Source organism: Micromonospora sp. TSRI0369, from assembly GCF_001905625.1.
Taxonomy (GTDB): Bacteria; Actinomycetota; Actinomycetes; order Mycobacteriales; family Micromonosporaceae; genus Micromonospora; species Micromonospora echinospora_A.
The window spans coordinates 74,271-92,137 of record NZ_LIVU01000002.1; the positions used below are offsets into that span (position 1 = coordinate 74,271).

A 17,867-nucleotide genomic window follows, 5' to 3' on the forward strand; every position below is an offset into this window, starting at 1 on the left:
ACGCGGTGTCGATCAGCAGCAGCGAGTTCGAGGCGTGCCGGCGGCTTTTCACCTACCGTGCGGGGATCTGGGTCTACCGTTTGGCGATCCTCCTGGCTGTTTCTCCGTGGGTGTTCCGGGCGGCGGGTGTGCGGCTGATGTCCCCACAGGGGGCGGCGACGATGGCTGCCGTGGGCTGCATCCTGGTGTTCGCCGGCCATCGTCTCGTTCTCCGCTCCCATCAGAGAGCGGGGTATCTCGGTGACGGCTACGACCCGTTGCGGCCGCCGGGCGGCCTGGTTGCCCGAGATGTGTTCCGTCTGACGTATTGGTAGCCGCATCGGTTCGACCAGCCTGCGGCGGTTTGCCGGGCGGGTCAGCCGAGCGGAACGCCCTGCAACCGACCCACGTGCCCGCTGCATGCCCGATGGGGTGGGCGACGACCGTCAACTACGGTCAGCTCCAGGTGTGACGGCCAGCATAGCGACGCAGCTAAGCCAGGTGATTGCCGAGCGGCTCCCGTCCGTTCCCCACACTTCCTCAACCGTGTGTGGCCAGTCCGCATTTGCCGGGGCAGCTCGAAGATCAGCTAGCGGTCGGTCATGTGCCCTGACAGGCGAGATGCCGCAGCGTCAGTCGTGCCTTCTGGACAGCCCTCGCCCAACTAACGTTGCCATTTATCGCGTCGCAACCGCCGCCGAGCTCGACGACATCGTGGCGCGCAGCGTCGGTCGCTGCGTTTCCCGGCCGCCCGCGTTTTACCCGTGGAATCGGGCGACGACGGGGGCGTGGTCTGGTACGACGGCCTTCTCTCGGCTGCGGGTGGAGGCGCCGATGGAGGTGATGTCGTCGACGAGGGAGTCGACGGTGATCAGGCGGAGTTGGAGGTCGCGGGTTGCCAGGATGTGGTCGATGAGCTCGCCGCGGCCTTGGTAGATGCGGGAGTATGCGCGGGCTGGAGGGAGGCGTCGCCCGAGGTTGTACAGCCGGACGGTGTCGCCTTTGTCGGGGCGGTTGACGTCTCCGTCGGCTGGGCCTTCGAGCAGGACGGTGGTGATGGCGTCCGGGCCGTCGTTAAGGTCGCCACACAGGATCGTGGGGATGCCCGGTTGGCCGTCTATGGCGGCCGCGGCGAGGGTCTCGTTGAGGTGTACGCGCAGGGCGACGGCTTCGGCGGTGCGCCGCAGGAGGGCGTAGCCGGCGCCGCGAGCGCGTTCGTCTTCGTTGAGGGGGTAGCGTCGCCCGCCCGGGTAGGTGAGCAGTTTGCTCTTCAGGTGCGCGGTCAGCAGCCGCAGGCCGGCGCCGCCGCAGTCGACGTGTACCTGAAGCGCTCCGCGTCCCATGTGGGTGAGGGTGTCGCCGTCGACGTCGGGGACCGCAGGCAACCCGGAGGGCGGCAGCGCGAGGATCTGCGCTTCTTCGGTGAGGGGATGCCGGGCGAGGACGGCGACGCGGATGCCGCGGCTGTCCGGGTGGGAGGACACGACGGCCTGCCAGGGCTCACCGAGGGCAGCCCGCAGGTCCTGTGCGGCCCGGAGGCTGCCGATCTCTTGGAGGGCGACGACGTCGGCGCCGGTGCCGGCGATCAGACCGGCGAGGTAGGTGAGTTTCGCGGTGTAGGTGTCGGCCGCCGACGTGTCGGTGTCCTCGGGTACGAACAGGTTCTCGACGTTCCATGTCATGACGATCAGGTTGTTGGCCACCGTCGCTCCCGGAATAGCAGGTGTAGCGCCAGCCTGAGAGTCGCACTCTAGGGCGTCGGATCGTCGCTGATCGCCAGTTCGTCGCCATCTCGACAGGCACGATCGGCGGCGAGGCAGCGGACCGGCGAGTGCCCCCGGGGCCGGTGGCGCGTACAGGGAACGGATGTGATCAGTGTTCGCGGGAGCCTTCCCCACTCTTCACAGTGGTGACCATCGATCGACATGATGAGGCGAGATGGTCGCTGTCCACGACCGATGCCGAGGAGGCCCTCATGCGACTCACCCGACGACTCACCACATCTGCGTTGGCGCGGCGTGCCCTGACCGGCGCAGCGGCGGTGATGGTCGCCAGCGCCGGCCTGGTCGCCGTCGACGCCTCGGTGGCTTCGGCGACACCTCCCGGCATTCCGTCCAAGGCCAGCGCCCAGTCGCAGCTCAACGCCCTGACGGTCAAGAGCGAGGGATCAACGAGTGGGTACTCCCGGGATCTGTTCCCGCACTGGATCACCATCAGCGGGGCCTGCAACACCCGCGAGACGGTCCTCAAGCGTGACGGCACGTCCGTGGTCACCGACAGCAGCTGCGCGGCGACCTCGGGCCGCTGGTACAGCCCGTACGACGGCGCGACCTGGTCCGCCGCCTCCGACGTCGACATCGACCACGTCGTGCCTCTGGCAGAGGCGTGGCGTTCAGGCGCCAGCGGCTGGACCACCAGCCGGCGGCAGAGCTTCGCCAACGACCTGACCCGCCCGCAGTTGATCGCCGTGACCGACAACGTGAACCAGTCCAAGGGTGACCAGGACCCGTCGACGTGGCAGCCGCCGTTGTCGTCGTACCGGTGCACCTACAGCAAGATGTGGATCACCGTGAAGTACAACTGGGGGTTGAGCCTGCAGTCGTCGGAGAAGTCCGCCCTGCAGAGCATGCTGAACACCTGCAGCTCCTAACCTTCCGCACCGGCTCCGGGGCCTGACCGTGCGAACGCCGGCGCGCGGCAACGCCTGAGCCATCCGTCGTCGGCCCCGCCCGCGCGCCCGCGGATAGCGGCGCCGACGCGCTGGAGGGCGGGTCGCCACACCGGACCCGCCCTCCAGCGCCGAGACGCAATCGGAAGGGGCGTAGGTGCCGCCGGCGGGGCGGTCACCCGGGTGGGACGATGGCACCGTGACGGGCCCACAGGGTGCTGCCGTCGGGCCAGACGACGGCCGGCTCGTTGACGCCCTGCAGCCGGCCGTCGTCGGTGAGTCGCAGAACGGTGGGGCGCTGCATCATCACGGCCGCCCCGGATAGGGGCCACCACGGCCCGGCCGCCAGCGCCACGTCACGGCATCCCTCCCACCCTGGGGTGGGTGCCGTGCCGAGCACCTGCTGGTAGGTGTCGATCGCGGCGAGCACAAGCCAGTCGGGGTAGAGGTTCCAGGCCGGATCGAAGAACCAGTCGCGAGGATTCAGGCAGTAACGGATCACGGCGCGTCCCTCGTCGTTGCGCTTCACGATCGTCTGCTCGTCGCTCCAGAACCAGGCGAATTGCATGATGTAGCTGCCGGTGAGGGTGCGGTCGATCGCCGTCCAGACTGGGCCCAGCACCTGCTCGTACACCTGCCGTACCGCTTGCAGTACCGGTGTGAGCGCGGATCGCTCGCCCTTGGTGACCGGGTTGCAGAGGTACCGGTGCTCCATCAGGTTGTAGCGGGCCTCGAAGCCGTCGTAGCGCTGCTCGCCGTAGTAGCCGTGCCATTCCATGAAGTCGTGGAAATCGCCGAAGGCGGTGAACCGGTCGTGGTCGCTGGTCTGCTCCCAGATCGGGGCTCGCGTTGCTGCCAGCGCATTGTTGAGGGCGTCGCGGCGGATCGAGGCGACCAGCGACGGGTGCCCGTCGTCGAGGAGCTGCCGCACCTGCTGCAGGGCGGCCGGGGGAGAGGGGCACCACAGGAACCGCGACGGCTCGGGATGCCCGGCGCTGCGGTAGGCGAGGCGGACGGCTGCCTCCGCGCGCGCCTGGTCCGCGGGCTCGCAGGACAACGCCGCCTGCGTCCATCGGCTCGCCACGGCTTGTCCGTGCGCTGAGATCGGATTGGTGGAGTCATGCATGGTGTCCTCCTGACGAATGATCGATGGTGCGGCATGCCGTTGACGATGCCGCTGCAGGTCAAGTGGCCAGACGCCGCCAGCAGGTGGCACGGCCGATCGTCAGTCCCGGCGTTCACTGTTGTGGCCCTGCTGGGTGCCGCGGCCGGTTGCGGTGAGTGATTCAGGGATGACGTGAATGAGATCTTCATGTTTGACTGACATCCATGCGATCGGGGCAGGCGCGGCTGGCGATCGACTACGGCAGCGCCGACACCACCGCCGTACTGGCATGGCCGGACGGCACCTGGACGCCGCTGCTCTTCGACGGCGAACCCGCCCTGCCCAGCGCCGTCCTCCTCAGCGAGGACGGCACCACCGTGACCGGCCACCACGCCTGGCGGGCCGCACCGGTCACACCGCACCGGTTTATCCCGCACCCCCGCCAACCCTCCGAGCAGCGCCTCACCGTCGCCGACACCGACGTCGACCCGCTCGACCTGGTCGCCGCGACCCTGCGCCACGTCGCCGAGCAAGCCCACCAGATCGCCGGCACCGGCATCGACGACGTACGGCTCGTCGTCCCGGCAGGCTGGGGCCCACGACGACGCACCTGGATGCGCCACGCCGCGCACCGCGCCGGCCTCCCACCACCACAGTTGATCGACGCGCCGACCGCCGTCGCCGGGCACCTGCTCGCCACCGGCCTGCAGCTGCCCGTCGGCGCCTACCTCGCCGTCTGCGACGTCGGCGCCACCGCCGAAGTCAGCGTCCTGCGCCGCGGCCCCGCAGGCCTCGAAGTCCTCGCCACCCTCGCCGACCCGACCGCCGGCGGCACCGCCATCGACGACGCCCTCACCACCACACTCACCACCAGCCCACCCGGCACCGGCGGGCAACGATGGGCCATGGTCGCCAGCCTCCGCGCCGGCAAACACGCCCTCACTGACCATCCGGCCGTCACCGTGCCACTACCCGACGGGCCGGCCGTGGTGCTCCACACCGGCCTGCTCGACCAAGCCGCCCAGCCCGTCCTGCACCGCATCGCCCACCTCACCACCGAAGCGATCACCGCCGCGGAACTCACACCCCGCGACCTCACCGGCGTCTACTGCGTCGGCGGCACCGCCCGCCTACCCCTGCTGGCGAAGACCCTCACCGACGCCGGCATCACCGGCACCCTCGTCGACCAGCCCACCCTGGCCGCAGCCCGAGGCGCCGCCGACGCAGGCGCCACCACCACCGACCCCACCACGCCCGAAGAACCTCTACCGCCGGTGCGGCGCGCCGCCGCGATCGCCCTCCCCGGCTTCGCGTCCCTCGCCTTGGTCTCCCAGTTCCTGCTCACACCTGAGTGGCGCGGCTCCCTCATGTACCGCGAAGCGATCCTCAACTGGGGCGAGCTGACAATGGCCGCCGTCTTCGCCGTCATCGCCTGCCTCAGCGCCGGCACCGTCCTCGCCTCCACCATCGCCAACCGCACCACCACCCCGACCAGCCCCGGCATCCACACCGGAACCGGAATCCTCGCCGCAGCCTCCCTCGGCGTCGCCGTCAGCGGCATGTACGCCGTCGTCGGAAGCCTCTACGTCGGCTACCCCGTCAACGGCTTCCTGCGCTGGACACTGCTACCCATCACCCCGACCATCACCGCCGCCGCCGTCATGGCCCTCATCGCCGCCCGGCAATGGCGCATCCCCGCGGGCGGATGGTCGAAATTGCTCGCCTTTCCCACCGGATCCGTGCTCACCGCCGCTGCCGGGATGCTGCTCATCCAATACAGCTTGACCGCCGACCGGTGGCCCCACCTGATCCTCTGGATCGACCTCGCCGGCCGAGTCGGAGGCCTGCTCCTGGGCATCGGCACCGTCATGGCCGTCGTGTCCCAGCCGATCCTGCGCCTGATCCTCAGCGCACCCCTCGCCGTCATCACCGCCGCCCTGGTCTCCTGGCCCGCCTCCGGCATCCTCGGCGCCATCTACGCCATCGCCGTGACCACCTGGTGGCTGCGCCAGATGTGGACCCACCTCCTACGCCCCCACCACCCCCACCGGGCGCCGCAATGACCCCACCAACCCGTCGCCACCCGACGAACCTGGGGGAGGAGCCGCGGTGAACGGGGGCCGGCGACTCGCAGGCGCTACCGTCGTGCTGGCCGTCCTGGCGGTACCGCCGTGGCTGCTGACCACCCTGACCCGAGCGCACCTGCCCGGCTGGCCGACCAGCGCGCAGCTACGCGACTGGCTCACCGACCCGCTGACCCCGGCAACCCTCACCACAGGGCTCATCGCCGTGGCCTGGCTGCTGTGGCTCGGCATGGCCTACACCATCACCGTGACAGCCGCCCGCCGACTGCGCGCCGGCGCCCGATGGGTACGCCACCTGCCGCTACCCACCCCATGGCAGGCCGCCGCCACCAGCATCGCCGGCGCGGCCGCCCTCACCACCGCCCACACCCCCTCCACCCATCCACCGAACCCGCCGACACCAGTCACCGCCGACAAACTCCAGCACCCCTCCGCTACGCCCCAGACCGAGCAGCGCGGGGTGGTCGTGCCCGGCGGCTGGATACCCGACGACACCGCCCACCACATCGCCGCCGCAGCGGCCCTGGTGTGGCTACGCCGCCGTCGCGCCCACCAACCCGGCCAACCCGACACCGACGCCACCCAGCTGACACCCCTACCCGCCACCGTCACCGCCGTCCAAGCAGCCATCGCCGACCAACCACCGCCACCAGCAGCCACCACCGGCGCCATGCAGGCGCCGCTGCCCCCAGCCGGCATACGTCTCGCCGGCGACGGGGCCGACCACGCCGCCCGAGGTCTACTCATCACCCGGCTCCTCGCCGCGCTACGCGACCCCACCGACACGACCCCGGTGATCGTCACCAGCAACGCCCTTACCAGGCTCCTGCCCAGCGTCGCCGAGAGCGTCGTCCCCATCCCGGGACTGCATGTCGTCGAGGCCCTCGAACAGGCCGCCGACCTGCTACCTGCGTCCAGCCCCTCGTCCACAGCCGACCACGGCATACCCAGCCTCGTATTGACCGCCGAACCCGCGACGGCAGCACCACCGAACCTCCCGGGCGCCCGTGTCGTCACCCTCGACGCCGCAGCACCACTACCCACCTGGCGCGTCGACCGCCACGGCCACACCGTGGACCACCAGAACGGCCAACCACGGCCACGGATGTGTGTCCTCGACAGCACCGCCGCAGCGGACCTACTCGCCGTCCTGGCCCAACCCACCACCGCAGCACCCGACCCCGCCGCGTCCGCACCAGCCCGGCCGATCAACCGTGCACAGGCAAAGATCCCCCGCCAAGTTAACCGAATCTCACCGCCCACACCGCAGCGGCCCACCGAAGCCGCAGCGACCGCTGTCCAGCTGCGGGTACTCGGCCGCCCGGCGTTGCTCATCGACAGCAAAGAGGTCACCATCCGCCGCAGCGCCGCCCTGCAAATCCTCGTCTTCCTCGCCGTGCACCCCGACGGCGCCACCACCACGCAACTCGTACACGCCCTCTGGCCCGGCCTACCCGCCCACACCGTCACCGGCCGCCTCTACACCACCCTCAGCGACCTCCGCTCGACCATCCGCGCCACCACCGCCGACCAGGTGGTTGTCCACACCGAGGACCGCTACCACCTCGACCCATGCATCGACGTGGACCTATGGCGACTACAGGCCGCCGCCCACCACAGCGCCACCACGGACGCACCCGGCGGCTGGCAGACCGTGATGGACGCCTACACCGGCGACCTCGCCGCCGGCCACACCTGGCCATGGATCGACCCACCCCGTGAGGCCACACGCCGCCTGGTCCTCGACGCCCACACCACCGTCGCGGCAGCACAAACCGACCCGCACGAGCGCCTGCGTCTGCTGCAAAGCGCGATCCGCATAGACCCTTACAACCAGCAGCTCCACCAGCTCGCCGCCGATCAACTGAACGCGATCGGCGACTCCGCCGCAGCCGCCGACCTTCTCCACACCCACCGTCAACGCCTGCGCCTCGCCGGCATCCTCGACCAACCCATGATCACTGCTCGCTAGACCCAGGTAGGCCCACCGGTTGCTGCGCGGCGAGGCCGAACGAATCCTCGGCGACAAGTCAGACCAAGAAGGAGCAGGGCAAGAGCGTCCACGACAAGGGTGTGCTCGAAACGGCGGAGAATCACGAAGCGGTCCTGGACGCTTGCGGGGTCGGTCACGGACAACCACCGCTCGGCGAGCCAGCCGCACCCATCCCGTGGCACGCCGCCTCAGCCTGTACTGGCGCAATCACCAGCTCGTCGCCGACGCCGCCCTTCGCCCCGATTCGTAGGTCCGTAGTAGACAGGTTGAGGCTGATGCCAAGTCGCGCCGTGACCCATGGTCGCGGGCCGGCACCTCGATCGTACATTGTGAAGACGCGCCGAAAAGTCGATCATGACAACCGCCTCAGATGTGAGGGACGTTGGCCCAGGTACCAGCAGCCGGTCAGGTGAGCGGGGTGTGAAAAGGCGGTGCGAACTCCGGTCGGGTCGTCGGCCTTGCCCCGCTGGAAGGCGGATCTGCTGCGGGGCGGAGAACCAGGTAAGTTGCATTTGATCACGAGCACGAGGCTGCTAAACGAGAGAGTCACCGAGGGACCGCTCAGCCACCCGCCGCGCGAGAAATTGGGATGGGGCAGTGGTGGACCTCGTCGCGGTCCGTCATCTGGCATGCCGAACGAGAAGGGCCACGTAAGCGTGGAGATCATGTCGTACAACCCGGGCCATGACGGAGCCGTCGCCCACCTTCGCGACGGCTGCCTTGTCTCTTCTGTCGAAGCGGAGAAGGACTCTAACTACCGGTATACGCCAGTCTCGAGTCGCGACATGCTCGAAGCTTTCGGGCGGCTAGATGCAGTGCCTGACGTGATCTGTACTGGCGGGTGGTGGCCGCGCGAGCCACAGCCAACCGGGTCATCGTCTCACGTTGGGTATCGCGGCATCGCTAAAGACGGAATCACTGTGGAGCATCGCCGTGTTCTTGGAAAGTCGGTGCCGTTTTTCTCCTCTTCTCACGAGCGGTCACATCTGCTCTGCGGATTTGGTATGTCACCCTTTCCTCAGGGCTCACCCTGCTATGCCCTAGTGTGGGAGGGGACGATCGGCGCGTTCTATGAGATCGATCCTGAGATGAACATAACGTTGATCGCCGACGTGATGAGCGAACCAGGGGACCGATACGCCTCGATCTACGGATTGGCAGATCCAACCTTTCCGAAGAACGCCCCGTTCTCCCGCTTCTCCGATGCGGGAAAGCTGATGGCGCTCGCCTCCTTCTCAACAAGGGACACGCCCACCGCTGAGGAGGAAGAGCTGATGGCCTTCCTCCTATCTTCGGAGCACGTTCAGCTTGACCTCTATGAGCGGCTGGAGTCTTCCGCGTACTACAACGTAGGCACGGACGACGTGGAGTTCCGCAACTTTGCGGGCATTTTTAGCGACAGAATCTTCGACACCTTCTACCGCTTCGCGAAGGCGAACTTGCGCAGGAATCTGCCTCTGGTCATCGCGGGAGGTTGCGGCCTGAACTGTGACTGGAACTCGAAATGGAGGGAAGCGGGCATCTTCTCTGAGATCTTCGTGCCGCCTGTTGCCAACGACTCCGGCTCGGCAATCGGGACCGCGATTGACGCTCAACTCCACTTCACTGGGAACGCAAAGATTAAATGGGACGTATATTCCGGGCTACCTTTCAGAATGGATTCGCCCGTCGTCCCCGGTCGCTACGACGTCCGAGACGTGAGTCACGAGGAGGTCGCCCACATGCTCAGTAGCGGCCTGATCCTCGGCTGGGTCAACGGCAGGTATGAGATCGGACCTCGTGCCCTCGGCAACAGGTCCATTCTCGCCGCGCCTTTCCACGAAAGCACGAGAGTGCGCCTGAACGAGATCAAGCAACGCGAGCAGTTCCGGCCAATCGCCCCTGTCTGTCTAGAAGATGACGCGGCGCGATGGTTCGGCTGTGACCGCGAAAGCTCGTTCATGCTATTCACCTTCCGAGCCAACACGGACGCGCTTGCTGCAGTAACGCACGTGAACGGCACGGCCCGACTCCAAACTGTAAGCCCCCGCACGAACCCAAAACTCTACGAGCTGCTCCATGCATTCAAGGCGCGCACCGGATACGGGGTCCTTTGCAACACGTCTCTCAACTTCAACGGGAAGGGATTCATCAACAATCTGTCGGACCTCGATACCTACACCGCGGACCACGGACTGGACGGTTTTGTAGTCGATGGACGTGCATATCTCCTCCGGAGTTCCGAGCGTTATGTCGCATATCTGGAAGATGGCGGTCGATGAAACCGGCGAGGCGCGATCCAGAGAAGCTGTTGAGCCCGTCAGCACCAGATGACGCTCCCGTAGCAGACGATCATCGGCGCGAAGCCACGGCAATGGATGTCTACCCGCCAGGCTTCGAAGAGGACGACCGTCTGCGCTCCGACTTCATCCGACAATTGACGCTGCGGCAACTACGAAGCGTTCGAAACCCTTCGAGATGGGGGTGTCCCAATAGTGCGGGTTCCATACCTAGAACCCTAGTGCGCTTTTGGCATGACCCCTTCGGCGTGCCACCGGACGTCCGCAAATGCCTGGAGAGTTGGGATCCGCTGCGCGACGAAGGCTTCTCGTTCCGGATGTTCGACGACGCCTCGGCAGCGGCCTACATCGAGAAATGGTACGGCCCTCGGGAGCTTGCCGCGTTTGCGCGGTGCAGGCACCCCGCAATGCGCAGCGACTACCTGCGCCTGTGTTTCGTGCTAGCGGAGGGCGGCCTTTACGTCGACGCCGACGACGTACTGCTCGGCGATGGCTGGAACAACATCTTCCGCGATAGCACGCTAAAGGTCCACCCCCTGTGCTACGACGTAAATGCCGGCGGAATGGTGCCGGGGCCTGAACTGCGGCGAACCGACTTGCCGACGGACGGCCGCATCTTCTATGTCAACAACAACCCGATCGCCGCACCCGCCGGTCACCCGATCCTCCGACGTGCGCTCGCACGTGCCACCAACTCCCTGCTTGGATGCGAGCCAACGCCGGAGATTCAAGCGACGACTGGTCCGGGGAACCTCACCGCTGCCCTAGCGGCGTACGCCCGCGAGTCGCAGATCAGTGGCATCATGCCGGACTTCGAGTTGCTCCTGCACTGGGAGGAAGTCGCGGAGCCCCGTTGGGACCTCGCATATCGCGGCGACGCCCGCAACTGGCGCAACATGGAACGGTGAAGACCTTTAATGAACATCAAGAAAATGACCAGTCCAGTGCGAGCGCTCGCATTCCGCACCTGGCGCTCGTTGGCCGCCTCTGTTCCAGGTGGCAGAGTTCAGGCTTTCGGCAGAAACGCAGACCAGATTAAGGCCATTATCGTCATCAACCTAGACAGGCAGCCGGGACGATGGCGGCGCGTGACCAAAGAGCTAAGCCGGTTCCGGACATCCGAAGGCGTTCCTTTGACATCGATAACACGGCGGCTCGCAGCAGTGGATGCGCGGGACGGACGTGCCGTAGCGGCGACCGCTGACGTGGACGCGATGTATCGAATCGGCGATCAGTTGCACGTGCAACCCGACGCCCGACTTGCAGAGTGCTTCGCCGAGGATGAGCCGGTGCGGATGTCTCGGCAGGAAGTGGCTGTGGCGCGGTCGCATGTGGAGGTCTGGAAAGCCGTCGCGACGGGGACCGAGGACTACGTTCTCGTCCTAGAGGACGACGTCTGGTTCAGGCCTGGCGCCCCAGCCGTGATCGACCGCGGATGGCGTGCCGCCCTCGACCGGTCCACAGCCGAAGGTGAACCGAAGCTACTCTACCTATCCTACTCTGACGCCGGCGGAACCGCGACGCGCGACGATGCTTGCCCCATCCTCTTTCGGCCTGCGCGGGGCTTATGGTTCCTCTCGGGTTACGTGCTTTCGCGCGCGGGAGCGGCAACGCTCCTTCGCGCGATGCCTGTGGTCGGACCCGTTGACCTATGGATGAACTACCGGTTTGCAGAACTCGGTGCGCTGGCGCTCACTTCGCCCGCTATCGCGCAAAGGCACGACGGACCGTCCGACAATGCTTACTCAGTCCTGCCGTATCTGGCCCGCGCTGGGATCGTCGACTCGGGGCACGCGGTCAAGCCTCCCGCCCCATCGCGCCTCGGTCCAGTGCTGGCGTGGACCGCGGGCGGGGAGCGGGAAAGCCTCGCCATGGCGCTGTCGATGCTCGGGTTGCGCGTCCGCGCGTTCGACGGTGACGAGGAACCGATGCACCAACAGGAACTGACAGACGCGTTGAGGGTATTCGACGCCCTTGTCGACGTTCCGCTCGTGCCGGCCGCGCTTGCCGCTGCGATGGCGAACGAGCGTTCAATTGTTGTCCTTGAGGCGGACGCACTGACACCAGCGGGTTTGGAGCTAGACCGGCTGCCGCCGTCGCGGTCAGCGATTCTGGCACCTCGTGATTCCTTCGGCGGATCGTGGGGGCTCCTCTGTGCCGTGTTGGGCCTCGTTGAGCCTACCGAACCCTTTCCCGCCGGAACTCCACGAGCCCTCCGCCTGTTCCGAGACCAACGCCCGACCGCACGACTTTTGCCCCAGGCACGGCTACGGCGTGACAACTTTGCGATGGATGATTCGCCCTGGGTCCTTCCTGCGTCGAGCGGATGGCGGCCGACGCAGAACCTGCGCCATTCCGTTCGCACGGGGGGCTCGGCTATTGCAGAGGCCTCCATGACAGAGGCGTCGACATCGTTCCCTGGTCTCGTTGAGACGTTCCCGGGCAACCTGGCTTCGTTCGCGCGGGAAGGCCTCCAACACAGCGACGAGGGCGCGCGCCTAGTGATCAACGCTATCGAGGGTGGACCGCGCCCGTACCGGTCGGGGGCGTTCGCATCTGTACGCTCGTTCCTGTACGGGCGCTTTGAGGTAGAGATAAGGGCAGCATCAGGCTCGGGGCTCATCACCGGATTCTTCCTGCATCGCGACACACCACGGCAGGAGATCGACATTGAGTTCGCTGGCTCCGATCCCCGGCGGATGCTGGTCAACGTGTACTTCAATCCCGGCGACGACGGAACAGCCCTGGGCTTCGGCTACCGCGGCTCGCCATCCCGGATCGATCTCGGCTTCGACGCCACCGAGGACTTCCATCGTTACGCCATCGACTGGCAGCCAGACCGGATGACTTGGCTGGTAGACGGCAGGGTAGTCCATGAGCGCGTTGGTTGGGATCCGACACCGATCCCCCACCTGAATATGCGCGTTCATGCCAACCTGTGGGCGCCCCGCTCCGAGGAGCTCGCCGGACAAGTCGACCAGCACAAGCTGCCCGCGGCCGCTGCCTTCAGGAACCTGCTCGTGACTGAGTGAAATGATCAGCGTAATGGGCGCGATGCTCGTACGCGATATCGGCGGTTGGCGCAGGTGATATCCCTGAGCGGTCGTGGTGCCACGAGAAGGCGCAGAACTCCCAGGGCGAAGAACGCAGTTCCCGCTGGCACCCTGATCCGCGCCGACGGAATTCCCACTAGGGGAACAGGGATACTGCTGTTCGCGCAGCTACCGCGGTACCTCGCCGAGAATTTGGTCTTTCAGTCGTGGGTCGTGTTTTGCGGCACCGGATGCGTGCCGCAATGGGGACTGCGGTTCGAAATCGTCGAGGAGCGCTGAGAAGGGCCGACGAGCGCGTGCGCAGGAGCTGTAGCTGATGGGCCCAGTATGCGTCGTTTCTCGCTGATCTGCTGTTGTGAGGTCGTGTAAGGCGCCGTGAGGTGCCGTCAGCCGCCGACCTGCCCTCCGCACCGTGCTGGGGTCATAGCGTCGCTGCACCGCCCCACCAGCAGCCCTGCTGGGTGTGGACGGCTAGCAGGAGGAGGGCTGGTGGCATCCACAGGAGTACGGACCGCCGCATTGACCACCAGCATCCTGTCCACCGCCGCCATCGCGGTCGTCATGGTGATGCAGAGCGGTTGGACTCCCCACCTGCCGGTGCCGGCCACCATGCGGCAATGGATGGCCGACCCGATGACCAGCGGCATCGTCGCCGTGCTCGCCGCAGCCGCGGCGGTGACGCTCTGGCTGCTGCTGGCCACTGCCGTCCTTTTCCATGTGTACGCGTCGCTGGCCCGCCGGCTGCGCCGGGCACCCGCCCTACGCCTTCCCGGTCCGGTCCAGGGCCTCACTGCGGCGCTGCTCGGCGCGACCGCCGTCACCACCACTACCGGCGCGGTCGCACACGCCACTGCCGCGACCACCACGACCGATGAACCAGCCGCGGCCGGACAAGCGACGGCATCGCCCGTCTCCCACCGTCCCGCTGCGAGCCACCAGCCGGCCGTGCCGCCGTCCACCTACACGGTGCGCCGCGGCGACAGCCTGTGCGGGATCGCTGCCCGCACCCTCGGCGACGCCGACCGGTGGCCGGAGATCTTCGCCCTCAACCGGGGCGCCCGTTTCCCTCACGTCGGCGGCACCCTGCGTAACCCCGATCTCATCTACCCGGGCTGGGTTCTCCGCCTGCCGGCCGACGCCAACCACAGAGGAGACCAGACTCGGCCGCGGCGCCACGATCAGCAGCCCCGTACCGAATCCGGACGCCCGGACGCCCCGGCGCCACCGACGAACCCTGACTCCTCGGGCGGAACACCGACACCCACGAGCACCACCAAGGCAGGCCCGACAGCACCTGCGACCCAACCACCCCCAACAGGCCCCGATGCCACCGCGAGCGCACCGGCCACCGCCCGTGTGACTCCGCCATCCCGCGGCGCCTCGCAGCCGCCGGCAGGCGATCCATTGCCCACACCTCACCGGTCTCCGGGCATCGAGGTGCCGGGCGGTAGCTGGGTGGATGTCGGCCTGGCTGCGGCGATCGCCGTAGCCGCCGCGCTGGTCTGGGCGCACCGGCGTCGCCGCTACACCCCGCGCCCGCCCTCGACCGCTACCCACGTCGAGGGCACCGACACGACCCCGATGCCGACCGTGGTTACGCAGATCCGCCGCCAGCTGCGCGGCGCTGCACCACGCACCGCCACACCCGCCACCACCGGCCACCACCGGCACGACCTCCACTCGTCCCCAGCCCCCATCGGCGGGAATACCGGCCGGGACGCGGCCGCCCTCGACGGCGAAGACCACACCGGCGGCGACCCGACACCTGCGCCGCGCCCGGCCGTGCCGTCCCTGGCGCACCCACTGGCCGAGACCTGGCCGCCCGCAGGCCTCGGGCTCACCGGCCCCGGCGCCGACGCCGCTGCCCGCGGCTTCCTGACCGCCGCGCTCGCCACCGGCGGCCTCGACGCCCCACACGAACGCACCCAGGTGGTGATGCCAGCGACAACCGCGACGACCCTCCTCGGCACGGACACCGCTGCCCTGCCCCATACCCCGCGTCTGACGGTCACCACCACCGTCGAGGAGGCCCTCGACCTCATCGAAGCGCAGATCCTCCATCGCAGCCGTCTCGTTGACGCAAGCGACGCTGAAACGGTGGCCGACCTGCGGACGCTCGACCCTGCGGGGGAGCCGCTGCCGCCTGTGCTGCTGCTGACCCACGCCACCGCAGCCCGGCAGAACACCCGCATCGCCGCGCTGCTCACCCAAGGCACACGCCTGGACATCCACGGGGTCCTGCTCGGCGCCTGGCCCGACGGTGACACCGTCGCCGTCGCCGCTGACGGCACCACAGCCCTCGCCGACACCCGCACCGACCAGAGCGATCACCGCGTCCCAGTGGAGCGTCTGGCCGTGCTCACCTCGGCCGACACCCTCGCCCTGCTCCGCGTCCTCGCCGAGTCACATACCGGCCAACCACCGGCGCCCATTGACGCCGCGCCGCAGTCAGCCGACCGGCCACCGGCCACCGCGAACTCGACCAAGGCACGCCGCAGCACTCCAGACGAGACGCCGGGAACGGCCGCGACGCCCACCCCGACGACTGCCAGCACGTCACCCGCCCCCGTCGAGGCCACCGGCCACGACCCGGCTACCGCCCACCCCGACGCGCCGGCTGAATCGACCGGCATCATCGACACCCGGCCCCATCCGATCGCCGTCGCGCACGCCGGGGCCGACGCCGGTGGTCACGACGCCGCACCCTCCGCAGAGCGGGAAACCGTGCCCCCCGTTGGCGGCGAGCAGCGGCAGCCCCGCCGCGTGCAGGTATCGGTGCTCGGCCCGCCCAGCATCACCGACGCCGCGTCCCATCCGCCGCTGCGCGCCAAGGCCCTCGAGGTGCTCGTGTACCTGGCGGTCCACGACGGGGCAGCGACCGTGGACGCCATTCTGGATGACCTGCTGCCCGATGCCCCGACCAGCAAGGCACCGGGGCGGCTGTACACCTACGTGTCGAACCTCCGCGCCGTCCTGCGGCACACGGGCGGCCCAGGCGACTACCTCACCCACCCTCAGAACCGCTACACGCTCAACCCCGCCCTCGTTGACGTCGACCTGTGGCGGATGCGCGCGGCGATCCGCGCCGCCGAACGCGCCACCGACCCGCAAGTTCGGGTCGCCGCGTTACGGCGCGCCGTCGACACCTACCGAGGGCACCTCGCCGACGGCGTCGACTACGAGTGGATCGAGCCCTACCGCGAGGCCGTACGGCAGCAGGCCCTCGACACCTACCTCGCGCTCGCCGACGCCCTCGCCGACCGTCCCGCCCACCAGTTGACTGTGCTCGACGAGGCGATCCGCCACAGCCCCTACACCGAGGAGCTCTACCAGCACGCCATGCGCGCCCGCGCCGTCCTCGGCCAGACAGACGCGATCCGATCCCTGCGCCGGGCACTGACGCGGGCTCTCGCCGAGATCGACGCCGAACCACACGAGGACACCCTCGCCCTGGCCAACGAGCTCATCGCCGCCCAGCAGCGCCCTCGCCCCCGACCGCAGGCGCAGCCTCACTCCTGCGACGAGGATGGAGCGACTGCATGACCGACAGCTTCACCTCGCCGTCCTCGCACCGTGACCCTTCGAACGCGGCCAGCCGTGACCAGCTGGTCGGTCTACGGCCGCTGCGGTGGGCGGTGCGTGCCGTGCTCACCCTCGGTGTCGCCGCGTCGATCGCGGCGAATGTGCTGCACGCCCGACCGAATCTCATCAGTCAGCTGATCGCCGCCTGGCCGCCGCTGGCGCTGCTGCTCACCGTGGAACTGATCTCCAGGGTGCCCAGCCACCGCAGGTCCCTGGCCGCCCTGCGGCTGCTGGCCACCGCCGCGATCGCCGGCATCGCCGGCTGGGTCAGCTACTGGCACATGGTCGGTGTCGCCGCCCGCTACGGCGAGATCGACGCCGGCGCGTCCTACCTGCTGCCGATCTCCGTGGACGGCCTTGTCGTCGTGGCCAGCATCAGCCTCGTGGAGATCACCGGAAGGATCCGCGCCGGCACCGGCCGGCCCACGCCCACGCAGCAACCAGCGGCCCCTCAGGAGCGGCTAGGACACCACGCCCTGAGGGCCGGCGCCGACCGGACCACCAGGCGGCGAATGCCCCGCCTCGCCGAAACGGTCACCGAGACCAAACCAATGGCCACCTCTGCGTCGCCGGGCGCCGTGTCTACCCCGGTTCCATCACGAGGAAAGGCCGCGAGCACGCAAGGCGATGGGGCACCAGACCGCCCGGCTCAGCCCGACCGCGACGACGTCCGTGGCGATTCCGAGCCGTCCCGTCCTGCTGGCGATCGCGCCGGCGGGACGCCAACCCACGACGCGAAGACCCCAGCAACGATCCCCTCCGACCACGGAAACGCCGCCCAGGTCGCCGCGGCCACTCCGGCGGCCGTCGCGTACTGGTACCAGCGGGACCCGTCGATGCATCCCGCCCAGATCGCCGAGCGGATCGGCAGATCCGAGCGCACCGTGCGCCGGTACTGGCCGCCGGCGAAACTGCAGCGGGCCAACGCCCAGCACGACGGCCCGCAACCGACCGTCCCCGGGGCGTCTTAACCCTGACTGCCCTCGATCTTGGTAGAGACGCTTGATGTCTGTCCCCTACATGAGGAGGGTGCCGACGGGCCTGTGGAAGGCGTGCCAGTGAGCCCCAGGCAATATCCTGTCGATCTTGTCATGGGGGAGTCAGGCAGGTTCTGGTGGTGCGGG

The 17,867-nt window shown here is 68.2% G+C and carries 11 protein-coding genes; 9 read left to right on the forward strand and 2 right to left on the reverse strand.

The window, feature by feature from the left end:
• Window positions 1-5 precede the first annotated feature (5 nt).
• Window positions 6-314: a hypothetical protein gene (locus AMK25_RS05685; RefSeq protein WP_073827147.1), complete on the forward strand. Its 309-nt coding sequence runs from the start codon at window positions 6-8 to the stop codon at window positions 312-314.
• A 423-nt stretch (window positions 315-737) separates the two neighbouring features.
• Here the strand turns inward: AMK25_RS05685 and AMK25_RS05690 are convergent, their stop codons facing one another.
• Window positions 738-1,682: an endonuclease/exonuclease/phosphatase family protein gene (locus tag AMK25_RS05690; RefSeq protein WP_083664636.1), complete on the reverse strand. Its 945-nt coding sequence runs from the start codon at window positions 1,680-1,682 to the stop codon at window positions 738-740.
• Window positions 1,683-1,954: 272 nt separating this feature from the next.
• On the opposite strand from AMK25_RS05690, the gene AMK25_RS05695 reads away from it, so the two are divergent.
• Entirely contained in the window at window positions 1,955-2,629 is a 675-nt protein-coding gene (locus AMK25_RS05695; protein ID WP_073827148.1) for an HNH endonuclease family protein, read from the forward strand.
• Between the two features lie 193 nt (window positions 2,630-2,822).
• On the opposite strand, the gene AMK25_RS05700 is transcribed toward AMK25_RS05695, so the two are convergent.
• The gene (locus AMK25_RS05700; protein ID WP_143194686.1) at window positions 2,823-3,773 is read right to left on the reverse strand and encodes a DUF6745 domain-containing protein; all 951 of its coding nucleotides are present in this window, start codon (window positions 3,771-3,773) and stop codon (window positions 2,823-2,825) included.
• A gap of 203 nt (window positions 3,774-3,976) precedes the next feature.
• Here AMK25_RS05700 and AMK25_RS05705 point away from each other — a divergent pair, with 203 nt between their 5' ends.
• The 7 genes from AMK25_RS05705 to AMK25_RS05735 all read left to right on the forward strand — a co-directional run bounded on the left by AMK25_RS05705 (window position 3,977) and on the right by AMK25_RS05735 (window position 17,714).
• Window positions 3,977-5,815 carry an Hsp70 family protein gene (locus AMK25_RS05705; RefSeq protein WP_073827150.1) on the forward strand — a complete coding sequence of 613 codons (1,839 nt, stop codon included), beginning with the start codon at window positions 3,977-3,979 and terminating at the stop codon, window positions 5,813-5,815.
• A gap of 46 nt (window positions 5,816-5,861) precedes the next feature.
• Complete coding sequence (locus AMK25_RS05710) at window positions 5,862-7,808, forward strand: AfsR/SARP family transcriptional regulator (RefSeq protein WP_143194687.1); 1,947 nt, start codon at window positions 5,862-5,864, stop codon at window positions 7,806-7,808.
• 650 nt (window positions 7,809-8,458) lie between these two features.
• Window positions 8,459-10,090, forward strand: a complete 1,632-nt coding sequence (locus tag AMK25_RS05715; protein WP_083664638.1) for a carbamoyltransferase C-terminal domain-containing protein — start codon at window positions 8,459-8,461, stop codon at window positions 10,088-10,090.
• 266 nt (window positions 10,091-10,356) lie between these two features.
• Window positions 10,357-11,016, forward strand: a complete 660-nt coding sequence (locus AMK25_RS05720) for a glycosyltransferase (protein WP_241826255.1) — start codon at window positions 10,357-10,359, stop codon at window positions 11,014-11,016.
• A gap of 9 nt (window positions 11,017-11,025) precedes the next feature.
• Complete coding sequence (locus AMK25_RS05725; protein ID WP_073827152.1) at window positions 11,026-13,140, forward strand: family 16 glycosylhydrolase; 2,115 nt, start codon at window positions 11,026-11,028, stop codon at window positions 13,138-13,140.
• Between the two features lie 540 nt (window positions 13,141-13,680).
• Window positions 13,681-16,704, forward strand: a complete 3,024-nt coding sequence (locus AMK25_RS32950; RefSeq protein ID WP_143194688.1) for a BTAD domain-containing putative transcriptional regulator — start codon at window positions 13,681-13,683, stop codon at window positions 16,702-16,704.
• Window positions 16,701-17,714 (forward strand): DUF2637 domain-containing protein, encoded by a 1,014-nt coding sequence (locus AMK25_RS05735; RefSeq protein ID WP_083664641.1) that lies wholly within the window; start codon window positions 16,701-16,703, stop codon window positions 17,712-17,714. The genes AMK25_RS32950 and AMK25_RS05735 overlap by 4 nt, the downstream gene beginning before the upstream one ends.
• Window positions 17,715-17,867 lie beyond the last annotated feature (153 nt).